The sequence below is a fragment of the Klebsiella sp. GFKo11 genome (assembly GCF_056490265.1).
In genome coordinates this window covers 2,886,837-2,906,254 of record NZ_CM151369.1, presented here as the reverse complement: position 1 = coordinate 2,906,254, position 19,418 = coordinate 2,886,837, and the positions used below count along the sequence as shown (strand labels likewise).

Annotated in this window: 22 protein-coding genes and 1 pseudogene; 11 read left to right on the top strand and 12 right to left on the bottom strand. The window is 52.8% G+C overall.

Features of this window, described 5'->3' with window-relative positions; translation table 11 throughout:
- Positions 1-41: 41 nt before the first annotated feature.
- The 5 genes from pdxY to anmK all read right to left on the bottom strand — a co-directional run bounded on the left by pdxY (position 42) and on the right by anmK (position 4,619).
- The gene (pdxY, locus tag AC07P6_RS14180) at positions 42-902 is read right to left on the bottom strand and encodes a pyridoxal kinase PdxY (protein ID WP_478316716.1); all 861 of its coding nucleotides are present in this window, start codon (positions 900-902) and stop codon (positions 42-44) included.
- Positions 903-963: 61 nt separating this feature from the next.
- Positions 964-2,238, bottom strand: coding sequence for a tyrosine--tRNA ligase (tyrS, locus tag AC07P6_RS14175; protein ID WP_478316714.1), 1,275 nt, complete (start codon positions 2,236-2,238; stop codon positions 964-966).
- A gap of 126 nt (positions 2,239-2,364) precedes the next feature.
- Positions 2,365-3,021: a pyridoxamine 5'-phosphate oxidase gene (gene pdxH, locus AC07P6_RS14170; protein ID WP_181486408.1), complete on the bottom strand. Its 657-nt coding sequence runs from the start codon at positions 3,019-3,021 to the stop codon at positions 2,365-2,367.
- A 57-nt stretch (positions 3,022-3,078) separates the two neighbouring features.
- Positions 3,079-3,402, bottom strand: coding sequence for a C-type lysozyme inhibitor (gene mliC, locus AC07P6_RS14165; RefSeq protein ID WP_112214429.1), 324 nt, complete (start codon positions 3,400-3,402; stop codon positions 3,079-3,081).
- Between the two features lie 92 nt (positions 3,403-3,494).
- Positions 3,495-4,619: an anhydro-N-acetylmuramic acid kinase gene (gene anmK, locus AC07P6_RS14160; protein WP_478316712.1), complete on the bottom strand. Its 1,125-nt coding sequence runs from the start codon at positions 4,617-4,619 to the stop codon at positions 3,495-3,497.
- 268 nt (positions 4,620-4,887) lie between these two features.
- Between anmK and slyB the strand changes: the two genes are divergently transcribed.
- Positions 4,888-5,355, top strand: coding sequence for an outer membrane lipoprotein SlyB (gene slyB, locus AC07P6_RS14155; protein ID WP_110273983.1), 468 nt, complete (start codon positions 4,888-4,890; stop codon positions 5,353-5,355).
- A 214-nt stretch (positions 5,356-5,569) separates the two neighbouring features.
- A pseudogene (locus AC07P6_RS14150) lies at positions 5,570-6,498 on the top strand (MASE4 domain-containing protein).
- A gap of 45 nt (positions 6,499-6,543) precedes the next feature.
- On the opposite strand, the gene slyA reads toward AC07P6_RS14150, so the two are convergent.
- A complete protein-coding gene (gene slyA / locus AC07P6_RS14145; RefSeq protein ID WP_478316710.1) occupies positions 6,544-6,984 on the bottom strand; it encodes a transcriptional regulator SlyA in 441 nt (146 codons plus the stop codon).
- Between the two features lie 170 nt (positions 6,985-7,154).
- Between slyA and AC07P6_RS14140 the strand changes: the two genes are divergently transcribed.
- The 3 genes from AC07P6_RS14140 to AC07P6_RS14130 are packed head-to-tail and all read left to right on the top strand — an operon-like array spanning position 7,155 to position 10,322.
- Positions 7,155-7,391 (top strand): DUF1656 domain-containing protein, encoded by a 237-nt coding sequence (locus AC07P6_RS14140; protein WP_110273981.1) that lies wholly within the window; start codon positions 7,155-7,157, stop codon positions 7,389-7,391.
- Positions 7,392-7,401: 10 nt separating this feature from the next.
- Complete coding sequence (locus tag AC07P6_RS14135; RefSeq protein WP_182239187.1) at positions 7,402-8,298, top strand: efflux RND transporter periplasmic adaptor subunit; 897 nt, start codon at positions 7,402-7,404, stop codon at positions 8,296-8,298.
- Entirely contained in the window at positions 8,298-10,322 is a 2,025-nt protein-coding gene (locus AC07P6_RS14130) for an FUSC family protein (RefSeq protein ID WP_304259582.1), read from the top strand. The genes AC07P6_RS14135 and AC07P6_RS14130 overlap by 1 nt, the downstream gene beginning before the upstream one ends.
- Here the strand turns inward: AC07P6_RS14130 and sodC are convergent.
- From sodC to AC07P6_RS14115, 3 genes are read right to left on the bottom strand one after another with little or no spacing between them, the layout of a single operon-like run.
- On the bottom strand, positions 10,315-10,836 hold the full coding sequence (sodC, locus tag AC07P6_RS14125) for a superoxide dismutase [Cu-Zn] SodC (protein WP_181486005.1): 522 nt from the start codon (positions 10,834-10,836) through the stop codon (positions 10,315-10,317). The two genes, AC07P6_RS14130 and sodC, sit on opposite strands and share 8 nt — an antisense overlap.
- Before the next feature lie 60 nt (positions 10,837-10,896).
- Positions 10,897-11,793, bottom strand: a complete 897-nt coding sequence (locus AC07P6_RS14120; RefSeq protein ID WP_112214405.1) for an aldo/keto reductase — start codon at positions 11,791-11,793, stop codon at positions 10,897-10,899.
- Between the two features lie 48 nt (positions 11,794-11,841).
- Positions 11,842-12,132 carry a DUF1289 domain-containing protein gene (locus AC07P6_RS14115; protein ID WP_182240796.1) on the bottom strand — a complete coding sequence of 97 codons (291 nt, stop codon included), beginning with the start codon at positions 12,130-12,132 and terminating at the stop codon, positions 11,842-11,844.
- Between the two features lie 91 nt (positions 12,133-12,223).
- On the opposite strand from AC07P6_RS14115, the gene AC07P6_RS14110 reads away from it, so the two are divergent.
- The 4 genes from AC07P6_RS14110 (at position 12,224) to rnt (ending at position 15,223) form a co-directional block, all read left to right on the top strand.
- Positions 12,224-12,823 (top strand): TetR/AcrR family transcriptional regulator, encoded by a 600-nt coding sequence (locus tag AC07P6_RS14110; RefSeq protein WP_112214407.1) that lies wholly within the window; start codon positions 12,224-12,226, stop codon positions 12,821-12,823.
- Between the two features lie 53 nt (positions 12,824-12,876).
- Positions 12,877-13,974: an alkene reductase gene (gene nemA / locus AC07P6_RS14105; protein ID WP_434663364.1), complete on the top strand. Its 1,098-nt coding sequence runs from the start codon at positions 12,877-12,879 to the stop codon at positions 13,972-13,974.
- Positions 13,975-14,059: 85 nt separating this feature from the next.
- A complete protein-coding gene (gene gloA, locus AC07P6_RS14100; protein WP_004862713.1) occupies positions 14,060-14,467 on the top strand; it encodes a lactoylglutathione lyase in 408 nt (135 codons plus the stop codon).
- Positions 14,468-14,578: 111 nt separating this feature from the next.
- Positions 14,579-15,223, top strand: a complete 645-nt coding sequence (gene rnt, locus AC07P6_RS14095) for a ribonuclease T (protein ID WP_434663362.1) — start codon at positions 14,579-14,581, stop codon at positions 15,221-15,223.
- 54 nt (positions 15,224-15,277) lie between these two features.
- On the opposite strand, the gene AC07P6_RS14090 is transcribed toward rnt, so the two are convergent.
- Entirely contained in the window at positions 15,278-15,625 is a 348-nt protein-coding gene (locus tag AC07P6_RS14090) for a Grx4 family monothiol glutaredoxin (RefSeq protein ID WP_110273973.1), read from the bottom strand.
- Between the two features lie 339 nt (positions 15,626-15,964).
- Here AC07P6_RS14090 and AC07P6_RS14085 point away from each other — a divergent pair, with 339 nt between their 5' ends.
- Both AC07P6_RS14085 and sodB read left to right on the top strand, forming a co-directional pair.
- Positions 15,965-16,849: a C40 family peptidase gene (locus AC07P6_RS14085; RefSeq protein WP_181486001.1), complete on the top strand. Its 885-nt coding sequence runs from the start codon at positions 15,965-15,967 to the stop codon at positions 16,847-16,849.
- A gap of 247 nt (positions 16,850-17,096) precedes the next feature.
- Complete coding sequence (sodB, locus tag AC07P6_RS14080) at positions 17,097-17,678, top strand: superoxide dismutase [Fe] (RefSeq protein ID WP_004102696.1); 582 nt, start codon at positions 17,097-17,099, stop codon at positions 17,676-17,678.
- 77 nt (positions 17,679-17,755) lie between these two features.
- Here sodB and AC07P6_RS14075 read toward each other — a convergent pair whose 3' ends face one another.
- Both AC07P6_RS14075 and cydH read right to left on the bottom strand, forming a co-directional pair.
- Positions 17,756-18,922: an MFS transporter gene (locus tag AC07P6_RS14075; protein WP_182239199.1), complete on the bottom strand. Its 1,167-nt coding sequence runs from the start codon at positions 18,920-18,922 to the stop codon at positions 17,756-17,758.
- A 167-nt stretch (positions 18,923-19,089) separates the two neighbouring features.
- The gene (cydH, locus tag AC07P6_RS14070; protein WP_110273969.1) at positions 19,090-19,179 is read right to left on the bottom strand and encodes a cytochrome bd-I oxidase subunit CydH; all 90 of its coding nucleotides are present in this window, start codon (positions 19,177-19,179) and stop codon (positions 19,090-19,092) included.
- Positions 19,180-19,418 lie beyond the last annotated feature (239 nt).

Genomic DNA, 19,418 nt, shown 5'->3' with positions numbered 1-19,418 from the left:
GCAAATACTTGCCCGACGCTCGTCGGGCAAGCTCTTCAGGCTTAAAGCTGCGTGGCGCTAAAGTAATGCTCCGGCTGAGCGATACGATCCTGCGCCGCCACCACCTGAAGCTCATACTCCAGCATATTTTTTGTCGCCAGCATGATTTCATAGACTGCCGCGGTAACATGCTCCAGCGCATCGCGCAGATTAGCCCCTTGCAGCAGTTTAACCAGCAGCAAACCGCTGGTGACATCGCCTACGCCCACCGGCTGGCGCATGCCAAAATCCACCAACGGACGGCTGATGTGCCATGCTTCATCTGCAGTGACCAGCAGCATTTCAAAACGATCCATGCTCAAACCAGCACGCGAGAGGTGCTTGACCAGCACCACTTCCGGCCCCTGAACAATCAGCTCGCGCGCGGCAGCAACCGCTTCGCTGACGTTAGCCACTGGATGCCCGCAAAGGATCTCCAGTTCAACCAGGTGTGGCGCAATAATATCGCTCGCCGGTAGCGCATAACGCACGTGAAACTCCGCTACGCCAGGTGCTACGATACACCCCTTTTCAGGATGTCCCATGACCGGGTCGCAAAAATACTTTGCTGCCGGATTGGCAGCTTTGACCTGGCGCACAATACCGAGAATGTGTTCGCCCTGTTCGGCAGACCCCAGATAACCGCTTAGCACAGCATCACAGCGCTGCAGTTGGTTAATATCGGCGATACCCTGAACAATTTCCGTTAGGTGCGCTGGCGGCATCACGCATCCGGTCCATTTTCCGTACTGAGTATGGTTGGAGAATTGGACGGTATTAAGCGACCAGACGTTAACGCCAAGACGACGCATCGGAAATTCAGCGGCGCTATTGCCGGCATGGCCAAACACAACGTGAGACTGGATGGCGAGGATATTCTTCATCTTGATTACCTGACAGCAAAAAATAAGGGGCGTGGTTTCCCACGCCCCTGCCTTTACGCAATTACTTCCAGCAGACCAGACAGTAATTTTTCTTACCGCGGCGCAGCAAGGTGAAGCGACCAAACAAAATATCACTGTCCTGGAAGAAATATTCCGGGTCAGACTGTTTTTCACCGTTGATGGTTACCGCATTAGAGGCGATGGTTTTACGCGCCTGACCACGAGACGGCTGCAGGTCAGAATCCACCAGCGCCTGCATCAGGTCAGCACCTTTTTCCATTTCGATCATCGGCACGCCATCCTGCGCCAGCTGTTCGAAATCAGCTTCGCTTAGGTCACTCAAATTACCGTTAAACAGGCTTTCAGTGATGCGTTTTGCTGCCACCAGACCTTCTTCACCGTGAACCAAACGCGTGACAAGCTCTGCCAGCACATACTGGGCACGAGGCGCTTTACCGCTATTTTTGTCTTCTTCTTCAAGGGCATTGATCTCGGTAATGTCCATAAAGGTGAAGAACTTCAGGAAGCGATAAACGTCTGCATCCGCAGTGTTGATCCAGAACTGGTAGAACTTGTACGGACTGGTTTTCTTCGGATCCAGCCATACTGCACCACCTTCGGTTTTACCGAATTTAGTGCCGTCAGCTTTGGTGATCAGCGGAACGGTCAGACCGAATACCTGGTTCTGGTGCAGACGGCGGGTCAAGTCGATACCAGAGGTAATGTTACCCCACTGGTCGGAACCGCCGATCTGCAGCGCCACGCCGTGCAGTTCGTTCAGGCAGGCAAAATCATAACCCTGCAGCAGGTTGTAGGAGAACTCGGTAAAAGAGATACCCTGATCGTCACGGTTCAAACGCTGCTTGACCGCTTCTTTGTTGATCATCTGATTAACAGAGAAGTGCTTGCCGATATCACGCAGGAAAGTCAGCACGTTCATACCGCCAAACCAGTCGTAGTTATTCGCGGCAATGGCGGAGTTATCGCCACAATCAAAATCGAGGAAAGGCGCGACCTGTTTGCGGATTTTATCGACCCACTCCTGCACGGTGTCTGCGGTGTTCAGTTTACGCTCGGCGGCTTTGAAGCTCGGGTCGCCAATCAGACCCGTGGCACCACCAACCAGCGCAACAGGCTTGTGGCCTGCCTGCTGAAAGCGTTTCAGGCATAACAATGGAACAAGATGCCCCAAGTGCAAGCTGTCGGCGGTTGGGTCGAAGCCGCAATAGAGCGCGATCGGGCCTTGCGCCAGTCGCTCTGCTAACGCTTCCTCGTCCGTCACCTGGGCTACCAGCCCCCGCTCTTGCAATTGTTTAATCAAGTTACTGCTTGCCATCAAATTCTCCATGTATAAAACGACTGCACCTTTGCCGGTACACGACTTTTCGCCAGACGCGAAAAGTACATAGAATAAAGCGCCGGGCCACGTAGCACCAGCGCTTAACACAACATTTTGCGTCCTTTATGGTGCCAGGCGGTCGATTTGCCAGCTGCTGTTTTGTCGTTGGTAGAGAAAACGGTCGTGCAGGCGGTGTTCACCACCCTGCCAGAACTCCATCTGCTCAATGCTGACGCGGAATCCACCCCAGAAGCTCGGCAACGGCACTTCGCCCTGCTGGAACTTTTGCTTCAGTTCAAGGAATTTGCTCTCGAGGATACCGCGAGCCGAGATGCGGCTAGATTGCTGTGACACCCAGGCACCAATCTGGCTATCGCGTGGCCGGCTGTGGAAATACTTCACCACCTCCAGCGTCGAGAGACGCTCAGCTTTGCCAATAACCATCACCTGGCGCTCCAGCATGTGCCATGGAAAAAGCAGGCTGATACGGGGATTTTTTTCAATCTGGTGCGCTTTGCGGCTGCCAAGGTTGGTGTAGAACACCAGACCTCGTTCATCGTAATGCTTCAGCAAAACGATGCGCTGGTAAGGCTGCAAGTTTTCATCAACGGTCGCGACAACCATTGCCGTAGGATCGGCAAGTTTCGCGTCACAAGCCTGACGCAACCAACGTTCAAATAGCGCCAAAGGTTCGGCGGGAAGGTCGTGGCGACGCAGGCCACCACGGATATACTCACGGCGCAGATGCGCGATTTGCTGCAATTCGTCGTTATCAGACATGGCAATCGAGAAAGTAGTCAAAGGGTGGCGTCATTGTGCGCCCCCAGTACTGAAATCTCAACGTTTGGCGGCCTGTAGCTGGCAGTTTTCCAGCACAACGCTGTCGCGTTTATAGACGGTTGCGCTATCGCCTTTAGACCAGAAAACGTAAACGCCATCGGTATAGCGAGCGCCGGATGCTGATAACCCCTGCGGCAAATTCAGCTGCTGGTTATCGTAAATAAAGCTGACCTGCTGGCGGGTGTTATTCAGATGGACGGTCAACGGCTTCTGGTCACATTGATACTCCAGCGTGTCCGTATTCATCCGCTCGACAAACTGGTTGTAGTAGCTACAGCCCGCGAGCATAAAAGGTACAGCAAGGATAAGAATTTTTTTCATCAGTTTGCCTTCGACTTTCCCGGTCCAGGAGAGCATTACGCCCTCCTTCAACGATATCCAGTTTACAAATAAATACCGGCGGGTGATTTCAGTTAACTCTGATTCTGCGGTGGATTTGCCGGAAAAATAGCGCCCAGCACAGAGGCTTGCGAAGCACCGGTCACGGAAGGCAGGTTTCCCGGTAATCCGGCGAGGGTGCGCCATGCCAGCCACGCGAAAGCTAATGCCTCCATATCATCGCCGCTGATCCCCGCCTCATCGGTAGTCGACACTTCGGTTCCCGGCAGCAGCGCCGCCAGTCGCGCCATCAACAGCGGGTTACGCGCTCCGCCACCGCATACCAACAGACGCTCACAACCGCCGCTGAGCAGCACCTGTTCACTGATGCTCACGGCGGTCAGTTCCGTCAGCGTAGTCTGCACATCCTGAGCACGCAGTCCCGGATACCGCGCTAAATGCTGCGCCAGCCAGCCGTAGTTAAAGTATTCACGCCCGGTACTCTTCGGTGCGGGCAACGCAAACCACGGATCGCTTAACATGTCCTGCAGCAGCGGCAGCAAAACTCTCCCCTCGCTGGCCCATTGCGCGTCTTTATCATAGGGCTTGCCGCACTGACGCCAAATCCAGGCATCCATGAGCATATTGCCAGGGCCTGTATCGTAGCCGCGTACCGGCTGTCCCGGCACCAGCAAAGAGAGGTTGGCGATGCCGCCAATGTTGAGAATCATGCGTCGCTCAACCGGGTGCGCCAACAACGCATGGTGGAATGCAGGAACCAACGGCGCCCCCTGCCCGCCAAGCGCCATATCGCGGCGGCGAAAATCCCCTACCACCGTCACCCCGGTGTGCGCGGCAATCTGGTTATTATCACCAATTTGCATAGTATGCGGCGCATCACCGCCAGGCTCATGCCACACCGTCTGACCGTGACAGCCAATGGCGATGATTTCCGATGCCTGCAAATTCTCCTGACGCATCAGCGCCAGAACCGCATCGGCAAACAGCCGCCCGAGGCGCGTATCAAGCCGACCCAGTTGCGACAGCGTCAACTGCTGTCCCTGACAGATAGCCAGAATATCTTCTTTAATAGCAATGGGGATGGGATACGTCAGGCTGGCCTGCTGAGCGACCAAGTTTTCATTAATTGCTGCGAGAACAACATCAACACCATCAAGACTGGTGCCGGACATTACGCCGATAAAGCGACCTGATTTCATACGCTTTCCTTCATTCCATGACTCTCGTATATCCACACTCCACCATAAACGGGGGGGCAATGCTATGCTGCTATAATATTTTTTAACAATACAAGCAGTGCGATTGTCCTTAGCGTAAAGAACTTATGTTTAGTTTAGGTTGAGACGACTCTGATTATTATTTTTTGTATAGTCCACGCATCTGCTATGCCAGCAGACGCTTAAATGCCATATAATTGGCTACAAGGAAGTTCAATAGAACGCTTCTTGGTGAACAGGAGATTCATAAATGATTTTACGTGTTTTGGCTGTCTCGATGATTGGTTTTACACTTGCAGGCTGTGTCAGCAGCAGCGGCCTGTCCGGTGACGTTTACTCCGCATCTGAAGCCAAACAGGTCCAAAGCGTGACCTACGGCACCATCGTGCACACCCGTGCAGTTCAGATTCAGGGCGGTGATGAGAGCAATGCGATCGGTGCAATCGGCGGTGCGGTATTGGGCGGCTTCCTGGGTAACACCATCGGTGGCGGTACGGGTCGTTCGCTGGCAACGGCGGCAGGCGCGGTCGCAGGTGGCGTTGCAGGCCAGGGTGTGCAGGGTGCGATGAACAAAACCCAGGGCGTTGAGCTGGAAATTCGCAAAGATGACGGTAACACCATCATGGTGGTACAGAAACAGGGCAGCACCCCGTTCTCAGTCGGTCAGCGCGTAGCCATTGCCGGCAGCGGCAGCCAGGTTACTGTTTCCCCGCGCTAAAAGTGCTTATGCGGTCCTCCCGGGCCGCATTTTATATAAAAAAGCATTGCTTACCAAAATATATAACCCCAGAAAATACATTTAGATTTTATTCTTATATTCCTTCTGCTGTTTGCGCCTGCTCAATAAATCAAACTTGCCAATCCATTATTTTTCCCTAACCATTTGCGACAACCTGTCGTTTTACATTGCCCTTTATTGAGGGATGCAGCCTATGCCTTTTCATCTGAAGCGTTTATCTCATCGTATATTTCTTTATGTCCTTGCTTGCATTATTTCTATTACTGCGATTAATTTTCAGGCTGGCTCATTAATTCATCGTATCTCTACAACATCGCCAACGCTGTTTCCTGTCCTGACTATTTCATTGATGAGTTTCCATCTTACCATTGCCTGTTTTATGGCAATGAAATATCTCTGCGATGAAAAAATTGTACCTGACCCCCATCGCCTTCGCTTTCTGCTGCTCGGCCCTGTTGATGTTGGGAACGCTGAGCAGCTACCCAGACTGGCTGCTTTGCGGTCAGGGGCGTGCCGTTAATCAAAACGATGCGCTGATTTTTTATTTTTTTCGCAACGTCATGATGGCAGTATTATTCACCACCTCAACTATCTTATATTGTTTCCGTCATAGAACAATCAACTCATGGAAAACTCATGTTATAGTGCTCATCGGTTGCATTTTTTTCATCAGCGTAATACTGACGCTATCCTGGGTTCACTCCAGCCATTCGCCGTGGCTGAATATAGACTTTATTGATAATTTAACCTTTACCTTTACACCGCTGTGGCATAGCCGAATTGGTTTGGTGTTAATTATCATCTGGTCATTAACGCTGATCTTACTTATTTACGTGACGCAACTGCGTAATATATTCTGGTACAGCGGTGCATTCTTCTGTAGCGCCTATATCTTTACGTTAATGATGCTACTTTCTTCAGCGAGCAGTAGTAACCACTCCTGGAGCCAGGCTCGCCTTTTTGGAACGAGCGGAACTACCGGAAAGAATGACCATCAGTATGGGGGTCTTCACCACGCAGAACACTGGCATTTCAGCAGAGGAGTGCGTTCGACGCGCAGATGAAGCGATGTATGAAGCCAAAAATAACGGCCGCAATCGCGTTGTCGTTTGGCATGAATAAGGTGAATAAAAAGGAGGCCTTGAAACTACTCAAGGCCTCACAAGGTCAATCTTTTGCCTGGAGATCGAGGATATTTTGTTCAAGTTTACGAATCAAATTGAGCAACGTTTCCACTTCTTGTGCGGAAACACCTGCCAGAATTTCATCACGCGTTTTGCCGATCACCTCTTCCATTTCGTTGATCAGCGGCTCGGCTTTTTCCGTAAGCTTGATACGTTTTGCCCGCCGATCGTTTGCGCAAGTCTGGCGAGAAATAAGGCCTTTCTCCTCCAGTTGGTCAAGCGTGCGGACCAGCGATGGCTGTTCGATACCAATGGCTTTCGCCAGCTGAATCTGCGACTGTTCAGGCGGCAGCTGATGAATGTTATGCAGAGTGACCCAGTGCGTCTGCGTTAACTCCAGAGGTTTCAGGCGATGGTCGATTAGCGCGCGCCAAACGCGAACCAAACGTGCCAGATCAGAACCAAGTGGCGATTCCAATTTCATCTCCTTATAATTAGCTTGCTAAGTTATTATACTGATTTTAGAATAGTGTGCAGCATTTAAATTATCAAAACAAATGAATTACCTGATTCACTAAAATCAAGACAATGATTTACAATGTGAATAATCGCATAACCTGAACATTTCTCCTGCAACGGCAAGGATTTTTGCTTGTGAAACTGAGTCTCAACACTGCCGGATTGTCGCTCCAGGACCTGATATTTGGCGCTTCCGTCTACTTCCCCCCTATCTTTAAAGCTGTCCTGTTGGGCTTCTTTATCTGGTTGATGATTCACCGTCAGCTTCGCGACTGGATGTACGCAGGTGAGATTTGGCATCCCCTGCTAATGGACCTGTCCCTGTTTGCGCTCTCTGTCTGTCTGGCGCTGGTTTTACTGACTGCCTGGTAATATTCATTCCATGAAGAAACTAAAATACCTATCCACTTTACTGGTCGTCGCGCTGGCCATCATTGCCGCCTGGCTGGTCTGGAATTACTACACCCAATCCCCCTGGACCCGCGACGGAAAGGTTCGCGCCGAACAGGTGGGGGTCACCCCACAGGTTTCCGGTAGCATCCTGCAGTTAAACGTTCGCGACAACCAGCTGGTTAAAGCCGGGGATGTCCTGTTCAGAATTGACGATACGCCCTATAAAATTGCCGTTCTCAACGCCCAGGCACAGTTAGCCAAAGCAAAAGCTGAAGTGGCGAAAGCCAAAGCTGAACAGAAGAAAGCGGCGAGCGATGCCAACCGTCGGCGTAATTTGTCGCAGAATTTTATCTCGGCGGAAGATCTGGAAAATGCCAATACCGCCCTTAATACCGCAAATACCAATCTTGAGGCTATAAAAGCCGTGGTTGACGTCGCGCAGGCCAGCCTTGATCACGCTCAGTGGCAACTCACACAAACTGAAATTAAAGCCCCGGTGGATGGCTGGGTGACCAACCTGTCAACTCGCGTTGGCGACTACGCCTCCGTGGGTCATCCGGTTTTTGCTCTCGTTGATAGTCACTCTTTTTACGTGGTCGGCTATTTTGAAGAAACCAAGCTGCGCAATATCCGTCCGGGCGATAGTGCACAAATCATTCTCTACAGCAGCAAACAAAAGTTACAGGGTCACGTAGGTAGTATCGGTCGTGCGATTGTCGATCAAAGCGTTGCAAGCGGAGGCGGTCTGGTTGCGGACATTAAGCCAAATATTCCGTGGGTCCGCCTGGCCCAGCGCGTCCCGGTGCGCATTGAGTTTGACAGCTTACCATCGGATACCACGCTGGTTTCCGGTACCACCTGTACCGTCGCCATTGGCCCACAGTAATGAAGCTGCAGGCCCTAACGTGGCGCTCGCTCCCGTGGATTAAGGCCAGCCGTCCGCAGTGGCGCTATGCTCTGCGTAACGGGATCGCGATGTGCCTGGCGCTCAGCATCGCCTATTGGCTGAATCTCGATGAGCCCTACTGGGCAATGACTTCTGCCGCCGTAGTGAGCTTTCCAACCGTCGGCGGCGTGATCAGTAAAAGCTTCGGGCGCATTGCGGGCAGTCTGCTCGGCGCCTGCGCGGCGTTGCTGCTGGCCGGACATACCCTAAACGATCCCTGGCTGTTTCTGTTTAGCATTTCGGCGTGGATAGCGCTCTGTACCTGGGCCTGCGCAATGTATACCAACAACGTTGCCTACGCCTTCCAGCTCGCCGGTTATACCTGCGCCATCATCGCCTTTCCGGTTATCAATATCACTGATGCTAACGAACTGTGGACCATCGCCCAGTCGCGGGTCTGTGAAGTGATCGTGGGTATTCTTTGCGGCGGTCTGATGATGATGATTTTACCGAGTACCTCGGATGGTACGACGTTACTGACCGCCCTGAAGAACATGCATGCCCGGCTGTTAGAGCACGCCAGCATGTTGTGGGTTCCGGAAACCACTGATGCGATCCGCACCGCGCATGAAAGTGTGATTGGGCAAATTCTGACCATGAATCTGCTGCGTATTCAGGCGTTCTGGAGTCACTATCGCTTTCGTCGGCAAAATCCACTGCTCAACTACCTGCTGCATCAGCAATTGCGAATGACCAGCGTGATTTCAAGCCTGCGGCGAATGCTGCTCAACTGGCCTGCGGCACCCGCTAACACCCGGGAGGTTCTGGAAGCGTTGCTGAACGAGTTAACCCATTCAGGGACCGACAGTTATAGCATCGCGAAGCTCATCGCCCCCCTGGCGCCCCCAGCGGAAGCGGACTATCGACATATCGCCTTCTGGAAGCGTCTGCGCTATTTTTGCCGCCTCTATCTGGAGAGTAGCCGATGGATTAAGCGCATCGAAAACGCCACCGTGGTGACCGAATTTAACGTTCCCTCAGCACCTGCGCTGACTCGCCATACCGATCAAGCTGAAGCGCTGTGGAACGGTGTACGTACCTTTTTCGCGCTGGTGATGGTGGGTGCCTGGGGAATTAGCACCCAATGGCAGGCCTGTGCCGCCGCCCTGACCCTGGCGGCCATCTGCTGCGTGCTCTACTCAGTGTCACCTTCGCCGTTTAAGTCATTAACGCTTTTAATGCGCACGCTGGTCCTGCTCTCGCTGTTCAGCTTCGTGGTTAAATTCGGTTTGATGGTGCAGATAACCGATTTATGGCAATTTCTGCTGTTTCTGTTCCCGCTCCTGACGACCATGCAACTGCTTAAATTACAGATGCCCAAATTCGCCGGACTCTGGGGACAACTGATTGTCTTTATGGGTTCATTTATCGCGGTGACCAATCCACCGGTCTATGATTACGCTTCATTTCTCAACGATAATTTGGGCAAAATCATCGGAGTAGGTCTTGCCTGGCTGGCCTTCGCAATCATCAGTCCGGGTTCAGACGCGCGTAAAAGCCGCCGGCACATTCGGGCGTTACGGCGTCACTTTGTCGACCAATTAAGCCGCCGCCCGCAGCATAGCGAACACGAATTTGAATCGCTGGTTTATCATCACATCAGCCAACTCAGCAACAGCCAGGATGCGCTGGCACGCCGCTGGCTGCTGCGTTGGGGCGTAGTGTTGCTCAACTGCTCCCACGTGGTCTGGCAGCTTCGCGAATGGGAAACACGCTCCGACCCGCTCTCGCAGGTACGCGATTTGTGTATTAGCCTGCTGCGCGACGTGATGAGCGAACGCGGCGTGCAGCAGCGACCGCTCGCTTCAACGCTTCAGGAATTGCAGCGAATTTGCGACGCGCTCAATCACCACCACCAGCCCGCGGCAAGAGAGCTGGCGGCGGTTATCTGGCGACTGTGGTGCGCGCTATCGCAGCTTGAGCAGGCGCCGATTGCCGGAACGATTACCGAAAGAGCTACTTGATGACGCCGCAGGCAAAACGCTCGCCACCTCCGCCGAGGGGCTGCGGGCTGTCAGACATGTTATCGCCGCCCACGTGAATCATCAGCGCCTTTCCTTTCACCTCATCAAGCGTTTTTAACCGCGGAGCCACGACGGATTGTGTTGCTTTGCCATCGCTATTGACTACCAGGAAAGGCAGGTCGCCAAGATGACCTGCGCCATCCGGGCCCTCATGTTTCCCAGTATTATGTGGATCAAAATGTCCCCCGGCAGCACCGGCGGCGACAGCTTTGCCATCTTTGATTGCGGGCTGACAACTGGCGTTGGCATGAAGATGAAAGCCATGCTCACCGGGAGGCAGCGCTTTAAGATCGGGCGTAAACTCCAGCCCTTTATCCGTTTCGCTGATTTTGATGTTGCCAATAGCCTGACCCACGCTCTGGCTGGTCACAAGATTGATATCGACATTTTCACTTGCCGCCTGCACGCCCATACTGGCGGCAAGTGTAAAGAGTGCGAGAATACATCGTTGCATAACACCTCCGAAATGGCTGTATCACTGACAAGTGTAGGCCATTACGGAGGCGAGCGAGGTTTAAGGAACGTCGTAGCCTAACGCCGCTTTACGGATGCGGAACCACTGCTGGCGAGTCATATTGAGCTTCTCAGCCACCAGCGCAGAGCGCACGCGCTCAATCTTTCCAGAGCCAATAATCGGCAGCGGCTGCGAAGGCAAGCGCAGGATCCAGGCATATACCACCTGCTCAATGCTTTCGGCATTCAGTTCCTGGGCCACGCGGGCCAGTTCATCACGCAGCGGTTGGAAGCTTTCTTCGTTAAACAAGCGACCGCCGCCGAGGCAGGACCAGGCCATTGGTCGGATGCGCAGTTGCTGCAGCTGATCCAGCGTACCATCAAGCAACAGCGGCTGATGAACCGGAGAAATTTCCACCTGATTGGTCGCCAGGGTAAACGGCAGGCGCGACTGTAGCAGAGTAAACTGAGCTGGCGTGAAGTTAGAGACGCCAAAGTGGCGTACTTTACCGCTGTGATGCAGCGCCAGGAAGGCTTCCGCAACCTCGTCAGCATTCATCAACGGGTCCGGGCGATGAATCAGCAGCAGGTCGAGATGATCGGTGGCCAGATTACGCAGCGATTGTTCCGCGCTCTGCACAATATGGTCGCGGTCGGTAATATAGTGGCCGATGGTGTTTTCTGCCCGCGCCCGGGTGGCGATCCCGCATTTAGTGACGATTTCCATCCGGCTACGCAGATGCGGGGCCAGCTTCAACGCCTCGCCAAACGCCGCCTCACACCGGTAATCACCATAAATATCGGCGTGATCAATGGTCGTGATACCCAGATCCAGGTGTTGCTCAACAAAGCCAACCAGCTCTTTAGCGGACATATTCCAGTCCATCAGACGCCAGTAGCCCATCACAAAACGAGAGAATTCCGGCCCCTGCGGAGCCATAGCAATACGCTGAACCATAACAGCTTCCTCAACAAAAAAGTGTTCTGAGTATACGCAGTTTCGTGCTTAAAACAGTGAGGGTTGCTGCGGTTCTTCCGCACTATCCTGTTTGGTTGCGCGTAATTTGCGCAGCCAGCGTTGCCGGCATAGACGCAATACATCCTGCTTTTGCACATCGCTCATTTTTTGCCAGTTAAAACGCTCATCACGGCTGCGCAGGCAACCCCGACAGTAGCCGCGTTCATCTGACTGACAAATCCCCCGGCACGGACTTTGTACCGGAAAGAACTCCAGTTGTTCAGCCACTTCGCCTCTCCTGCCATCTTTCTCTTTCTTTATTGAAGACGTTTCACTCATCATTCGCAAATTTTGTTCACCAGCCTCTGCGCCAGGCGGCATTTTTAATAATCGCTTGCATTAGACCAATCGGTCTATTACAGTGAGCCCCATGAACAAGCACAGTGAATGCACTACCCGCGAACATATCCTGGTCACCGGCGAGCAGCTCTGCATGCAGCGGGGCTTTACCGGTATGGGCCTGAGCGAATTATTGAAAACAGCAGAAGTGCCGAAAGGTTCTTTCTACCACTACTTCCGCTCAAAAGAAGCGTATGGCGTGGCCCTGCTTGAATATCATTACGCCGGATATCTTCAGCGCCTGGTCGAGCATTTCGACCACGGCGAGGGGAACTATCGCGACCGTCTGCTGGCCTACTACCAGCATACGCTGACCCAGTTTTGCCAACAGGGTATTATCAGCGGTTGTCTGACGGTGAAGCTGTCGGCAGAAGTGTGCGATCTGTCGGAAGACATGCGTACTGCGATGGATAAAGGTGCCAGCCAGATTATCGTTCTGTTGGGTGATGCCCTGGAGAAAGGCCGTCAGGAAGGCAGTCTGATGTTCGCTGGCGATGCGTTGACTCTGTCCCAGGTGCTTTACTCTCTGTGGCTGGGGGCCAATTTGCAGGCCAAGATTACCCGTAGCGCAACGCCGCTGGAAAGCGCCCTTGCCCACGCTAAAAATATTATTGCTGCGCCTGCCGTTTAACAGGCGTTTTTATTTAACCAGTTTCAAGACGACCGGTCTACTCAGGAGTCATTATGTCAGAATCTAAGTTGTTTACCCCATTGAAAGTCGGTGCGGTCACCGTACCTAACCGCGTATTCATGGCTCCGCTGACGCGTCTGCGTAGCATTGAACCAGGCGATATTCCAACCCCTCTGATGGGCGAATACTACCGTCAGCGCGCCAGCTCCGGCTTGATTATTTCCGAAGCTACGCAGATCTCCGCTCAGGCGAAAGGCTATGCTGGCGCCCCTGGCCTGCACAGCCCGGAACAGATTGCGGCGTGGACGAAAATCACCGCTGGTGTACATGCCGAAAACGGTCACATTGCCGTTCAGCTGTGGCACACCGGACGCATTTCGCATAACAGCATCCAGCCTGGCGGCCAGGCACCGGTTGCGCCATCAGCGATTAGCGCCGGTACCCGTACTTCGCTGCGCGATGAGCACGGCCACGCGATTCGTGTTGATACCTCTATGCCACGCGCACTTGAAATCGATGAGATCCCCGGGATCGTTGATGATTTCCGTCAGGCGGTCGGTAACGCTCGCGATGCCGGTTTTGACCTTGTCGAACTGCACTCCGCGCACGGTTACCTGCTGCACCAGTTCCTTTCCCCGACCTCTAACCATCGTACCGACCAGTACGGCGGCAGCGTTGAAAATCGCGCGCGTCTGGTTCTGGAAGTCGTTGATGCGGTGAGCAAAGAGTGGAGCGCCGACCGTATCGGTATTCGCGTCTCGCCAATCGGTAGCTTCCAGAACGTCGACAACGGACCGGACGAAGAAGCCGATGCGCTGTATCTGATTGAAGAGCTGGCTAAACGCGGTATTGCCTACCTGCATATGTCCGAACCGGACTGGGCAGGCGGCCAACCGTATAGCGATGAATTCCGCCAGAAAGTGCGCGACCGTTTCCCTGGCGCAATTATCGGTGCAGGCGCGTATACGGTAGAAAAAGCCAATGACCTGATCGGCAAAGGCCTGATTGATGCCGTCGCTTTTGGTCGGGACTATATCGCCAACCCGGATCTGGTTGCGCGTTTACAGAAAAAAGTCGCACTAAATGAACAGCGCCCGGAAAGCTTCTACGGCGGCGGCGCGGAAGGCTATACCGATTATCCTACTCTGTAATCCCTCCATTGCATTGATAGCGGCGGGTTATCGCCGCTATACTTAACGCTCTGATGTATCAAAAATAAACTGCATAGGGGACATTATGCGCTTACTTCACACCATGCTGCGCGTTGGCGACCTGCAACGTTCGATTGAGTTTTACACCAACGTGCTGGGCATGAAGTTGCTGCGTACCAGCGAAAACACTGAGTACAAATACTCACTGGCATTCGTGGGTTACGGCGAAGAAAGCGATACCGCCGTTATCGAGCTGACCTACAACTGGGGCGTTGATAAATACGATCTCGGCAGCGCCTACGGCCACATCGCGCTAAGCGTTGATAACGCGGCTGAAGCCTGTGAGCGTATTCGCCAGAACGGTGGCAACGTGACGCGTGAAGCGGGTCCGGTCAAAGGCGGCACCACGGTTATCGCTTTTGTCGAAGATCCGGATGGTTACAAAATTGAACTGATTGAAGAGAAAGATGCCGGCAAAGGCCTCGGCAACTAATCTGCTTCGGGCGTCCATCGGCGGCGCCCGCTGTTTTATCCCCCTTCCTGCTGCAAGCGGTGGCAAAATTTGCCATAATGCGCGCTACTTTTTTCCAGCTAAGAGAATCTGATGTCCGAGAACGCTCAACTTAATGGTCTGTGCGACCGTTTTCGCGGTTTCTATCCTGTGGTAATTGATGTTGAAACCGCGGGATTTAATGCCAAAACCGACGCCCTGCTGGAGATCGCCGCTATTACGTTGAAAATGGATGAGCAAGGCTGGCTGATGCCGGACGAAACGCTGCATTTTCATGTTGAACCTTTCGAGGGTGCCAACCTGCAGCCTGAAGCTCTGGCCTTTAACGGGATTAACCCGAACGATCCTGAGCGCGGCGCGGTGAGCGAATATGATGCCCTGCACGCGATTTTCAAAATGATCCGCAAAGGGATGAAAGAGAGCGATTGTAGCCGTGCCATTATGGTCGCCCATAACGCCACATTCGATCATGGTTTTACCATGGCGGCTGCCGAGCGCGCGAGCCTGAAGCGCAACCCTTTCCATCCGTTTGTGACATTCGATACGGCGGCACTAAGCGGGCTTGCGCTCGGCCAGACGGTGTTGTCGAAAGCCTGCATCGCCGCGGGTATGGCATTTGATGGCACCCAAGCGCACTCGGCGCTTTACGATACCGAACAAACCGCGCAGCTGTTTTGCGAAATCGTCAATCGTTGGAAACGACTTGGCGGCTGGCCGTTACCGGTAGCCGAAGAATAGTAGAGACAAAAAAAGCGACTCCACCAGAAGTCGCTTTTTTATTGGCAGCAAAAATTACTCTGCTTTCGGCTCGTCAGTCTTGTACTTAGCGGCCGTTTCTTTGATCAACGTTTGCAGTTCGCCGCGCTGATACATCTCAATAATGATGTCGCAACCGCCAACCAGTTCGCCATCAACCCACAGTTGCGGGAAAGTCGGCCAGTTTGCGTATTTCGGCAGCTCTGCGCGGATGTCCGGGTTCTGCAGAATGTCGACGTAAGCAAAACGTTCGCCACAGGCAGACAGCGCCTGCACGGCCTGGGCGGAGAAACCGCAGCTTGGCAGTTTCGGGGACCCTTTCATGTACAGCAGGATTGGGTTTTCAGCGATTTGATGTTGGATTTTTTCTAAAGTCGTGCTCATTGTCTTGCTTCCTTAAACTTCTCTACGGCAGTAATTTGTCATTGTAGCGTCCTGAACGCAGGACCGATAATAACATTTTTGTCACTCTTCACATTTTATCTTCTGTGCCCAGAAGTTGCCTCAAAAATATCATTTTATCGTCTGACGCAAGAGTGTGTTGCTCATTTTTCATGCGACATGGTTATTGTCTGACGTATTTTTTTGCAATCGTTAACCAAACGACACTTTAGATACAAAAGAATATTAACTCTCAGGGTTTTTATGCTTTAGAATCGATGCGGTTTGTCATTCATCGTCAGGCATCTGTATATGTCTGTAATTTAATCAGGGGATTGCTCAGTGGCGCGTCTTAACAAAATCGCGATTTCGCTCTGTGCATTACTTATTACGTCGATCTCATTTACGCCGCTGGCGCATGCTTCCGGGCATACGCACGCTTCGGCTACGCCAAAAGCGCATCCGGCCAAAGGCACTACCGCAGAGCGTAAGAAAAAAGCAGCCAGTTCCAAAAGTAAAACCACCGCTAAAACCTCCAGCAAGAAAACATCGACCGCCAGCCGCGCAAAAGCCCCTACCCGCACAACCGCCTCAAGCCAAACCGCGCTTAACCGTCAGGTTGCCGGTGCAAGCAAAAAATGCGTATTGCGCAAAGGCTACAAAAAGCAGTGCGCTAGCTCGACAAAATCGGTAGCAGAAAGCAAAGTCGCCAGAGCAAGCGTGCAGAAAAAGTGCGTCGTGCGCAAAGGCTATAAAACCCGCTGTAAACCTGTCGCTGATGAGCCTCAGTTGACCATCGCCGATGCGCATAAAGCTCGGGTACAAAAGGCGCAAAGCACCGCCATGTCGAAGTTAATGGATCAGATTGGCAAACCTTATCGCTGGGGTGGTACTTCGCCGCGAACCGGGTTTGATTGCAGCGGTCTGGTCTATTATGCCTATAAAGATCTGGTAAAAATTCACATCCCGCGTACCGCTAATGAAATGTATCATCTGCGCGATGCCCGCCCGGTCGATCGCGGTGAGCTGCAAAGCGGTGATTTAGTCTTCTTCCGCACCCGTGGGCGCGGTACCGCCGATCACGTTGGTGTCTATGTCGGCAACGGTAAATTTATCCAGTCCCCGCGCACCGGTCGCGATATTCAAATAACCTCGCTGAGTGAAGATTACTGGGAACGCCATTACGTTGGCGCGCGCCGCGTCATGACGCCAAAAACCATTCGCTAATTCTGCCTCGTCGCTTCTGCGGCGGGGTAACACTCTCTTTTGCCACATCTTTTAATTTGCTACTATCACCTTGCGTAATACATGGTTATTGCGCGAACTATACCCAAAATAATTCCAGTTGTATCAAGGCGGCAACTAAGCGCATCCCCGGGAGCGTACAAATAGTACGTGACCGGGGTAAGTGCAGGCAGCCAACAAAGATGCGGCTGGAAGTATGAAGGGTATAACTATAAAAAGGAGAGTAGCAATGTCGTTCGAATTACCTGCATTACCATATGCAAAAGACGCCCTCGCGCCGCACATTTCCGCAGAAACCCTGGAATACCATTACGGTAAACACCACCAGGCCTACGTCACCAATCTCAACAACCTGATCAAAGGCACCGCGTTTGAAGGCAAGACCTTAGAAGAAATCGTTCGCTCTTCCGATGGCGGCGTTTTTAACAACGCAGCTCAGGTCTGGAACCACACCTTCTACTGGAACTGCCTGGCACCAAACGCTGGCGGCGAACCTGAAGGTGAACTGGCGGCAGCTATCGCTAAATCCTTCGGCAGCTTTGCTGATTTCAAAGCAAAATTCACCGACGCGGCAGCGAAAAACTTTGGTGCTGGCTGGACCTGGCTGGTGAAAAACGCTGATGGTAGCCTGGCGATTGTTTCCACAAGCAACGCCGGTACGCCGCTGACCAGCGACGCAACCCCGCTGCTGACCGTTGATGTCTGGGAACACGCTTACTACATCGACTACCGTAATGCGCGTCCGAACTATCTGGAACACTTCTGGGCGCTGGTGAACTGGAAATTTGTGGCGGCCAATCTGGCGGCGTAAAAGCAAACCGCAGAAGGATTGCGCCTTCTGCGGTTATTTTTCACTTCACACACAATTCACATACTATTCATGAACGATTAGTGGTTAGCAAAAGCCTCTTCCGGCTGCGACCGACCGCTGAAAAAAACCAGCAGTAGCGCAACGCCCGCAATGATCGCTCCCATCACTGGTACGAATGCATAGCCCAGCCCACCAGATATCACCGCACCACCGGCGGCTGCGCCTAACGCGTTACCGAGGTTGAAAGCGCCGATATTAACCGATGATGACAGCCCGGGAGCTTCGTGAGCCACGCGCATCACGCGCATCTGCAGTGGCGGAACCACCGCAAAAGTCGCGGCACCCCAGACAACCATACTGATAGCCGCACCAATTTGTGACTGGGCCAGTAGCGGGATCGCCAGCATGATCACCATCAACAGCAGCAGAAAGCCCTTCAACGTCCCGGAAACCGAGCGGTCGGCAAACTTACCGCCAAGGTAGTTACCCAGCGAGAAGCCTACGCCAATCAGTACCAGCATCGCGGTCACAAACAGTGGCGATGCGTTAGTGATGCTGTGCAGGACCGGTGATATATAGGTGTAAAGCGTAAACATCGCCCCTGCCCCCAGAACGGTGGTCAGCAGCGCTGACAGCACCTGCGGGCGCATCAGTACTGAAAGTTCCTGCTTAACATCAGGCCGCTCACCCGCGCTTCCTTTTGGCAGGGAAAACCACAGGCTGACCATCGCCACCACGCCGAGACCCGCCGTTGCAAGGAACGACATTCGCCAGCCGATAGTTTCCCCCAACCAGGTCGCCGCCGGAACGCCGCCAATGTTGGCAATTGTCAGCCCCATAAACATGGTCGCCACGGCGCTGGCCTGCTTATGCTTCGGCACTACGCTCGCCGCCACCACCGAGCCTAACCCAAAAAAAGCGCCGTGATTGAGGCTGGTGATAATGCGCGACAGCAGTAGCGTGGTGTAATCCGGTGCAATTGAAGAGAGCACGTTACCAAGAGTAAAAATCGCCATCAGGAAAATCAGCGCATTTCTGCGCGCGCGGTGCGAAAGCAACAGAGTCATCAGCGGCGCGCCAACCATCACCCCAATGGCATAGGCACTAATAAGCATTCCCGCAGCCGGAATAGAGACATCCACGCCTTTGGCGATAACCGGTAATAGCCCCATCGGGGAGAACTCGGTAGTACCGATACCGAAGGCACCGATCGCCAGAGCGAGCAGGGGAAAGTTGATTTTCATTCAATGACTCCATCGGGCCGTCTTCAGCGACGGCATCTCATCAGAAGCCAAAAGCATGACATCAATCACAGAAAAACAAAAGTAAACGAAATGGCAAAAGATTTTTGCGAAATTGATAATAATGGTGGAAAAAGAAAAGGGAGAACGATGTCTCCCTCATATTGGAATTAGTGCAGTATGGCGGTGAGCCCTGCGGCGACAATCAAACCCAGAACAATAATCGTCGTTGTCAGCGAAAACTTTAAATCTGTATCCATCAATTTTTCCCCTTGATTATCCCCACATGAAAAGTGAGCTTGCTCATTTTTACATAGATTAGCGCAAATATCTTCCGAGATTTAGAGGGATGCACATTTTTGTTCTTCCCCTTTGCCCCAAGATCGGACAAAATCCCACGCTAATTTGAAAGCGTATCGGCCATTGACCCCTTCCTGTCGTTCTGTGTCGTTTTCCCGACGTGATGCAATGTTCAATTTTGGCATCAGGGTGTGTACAG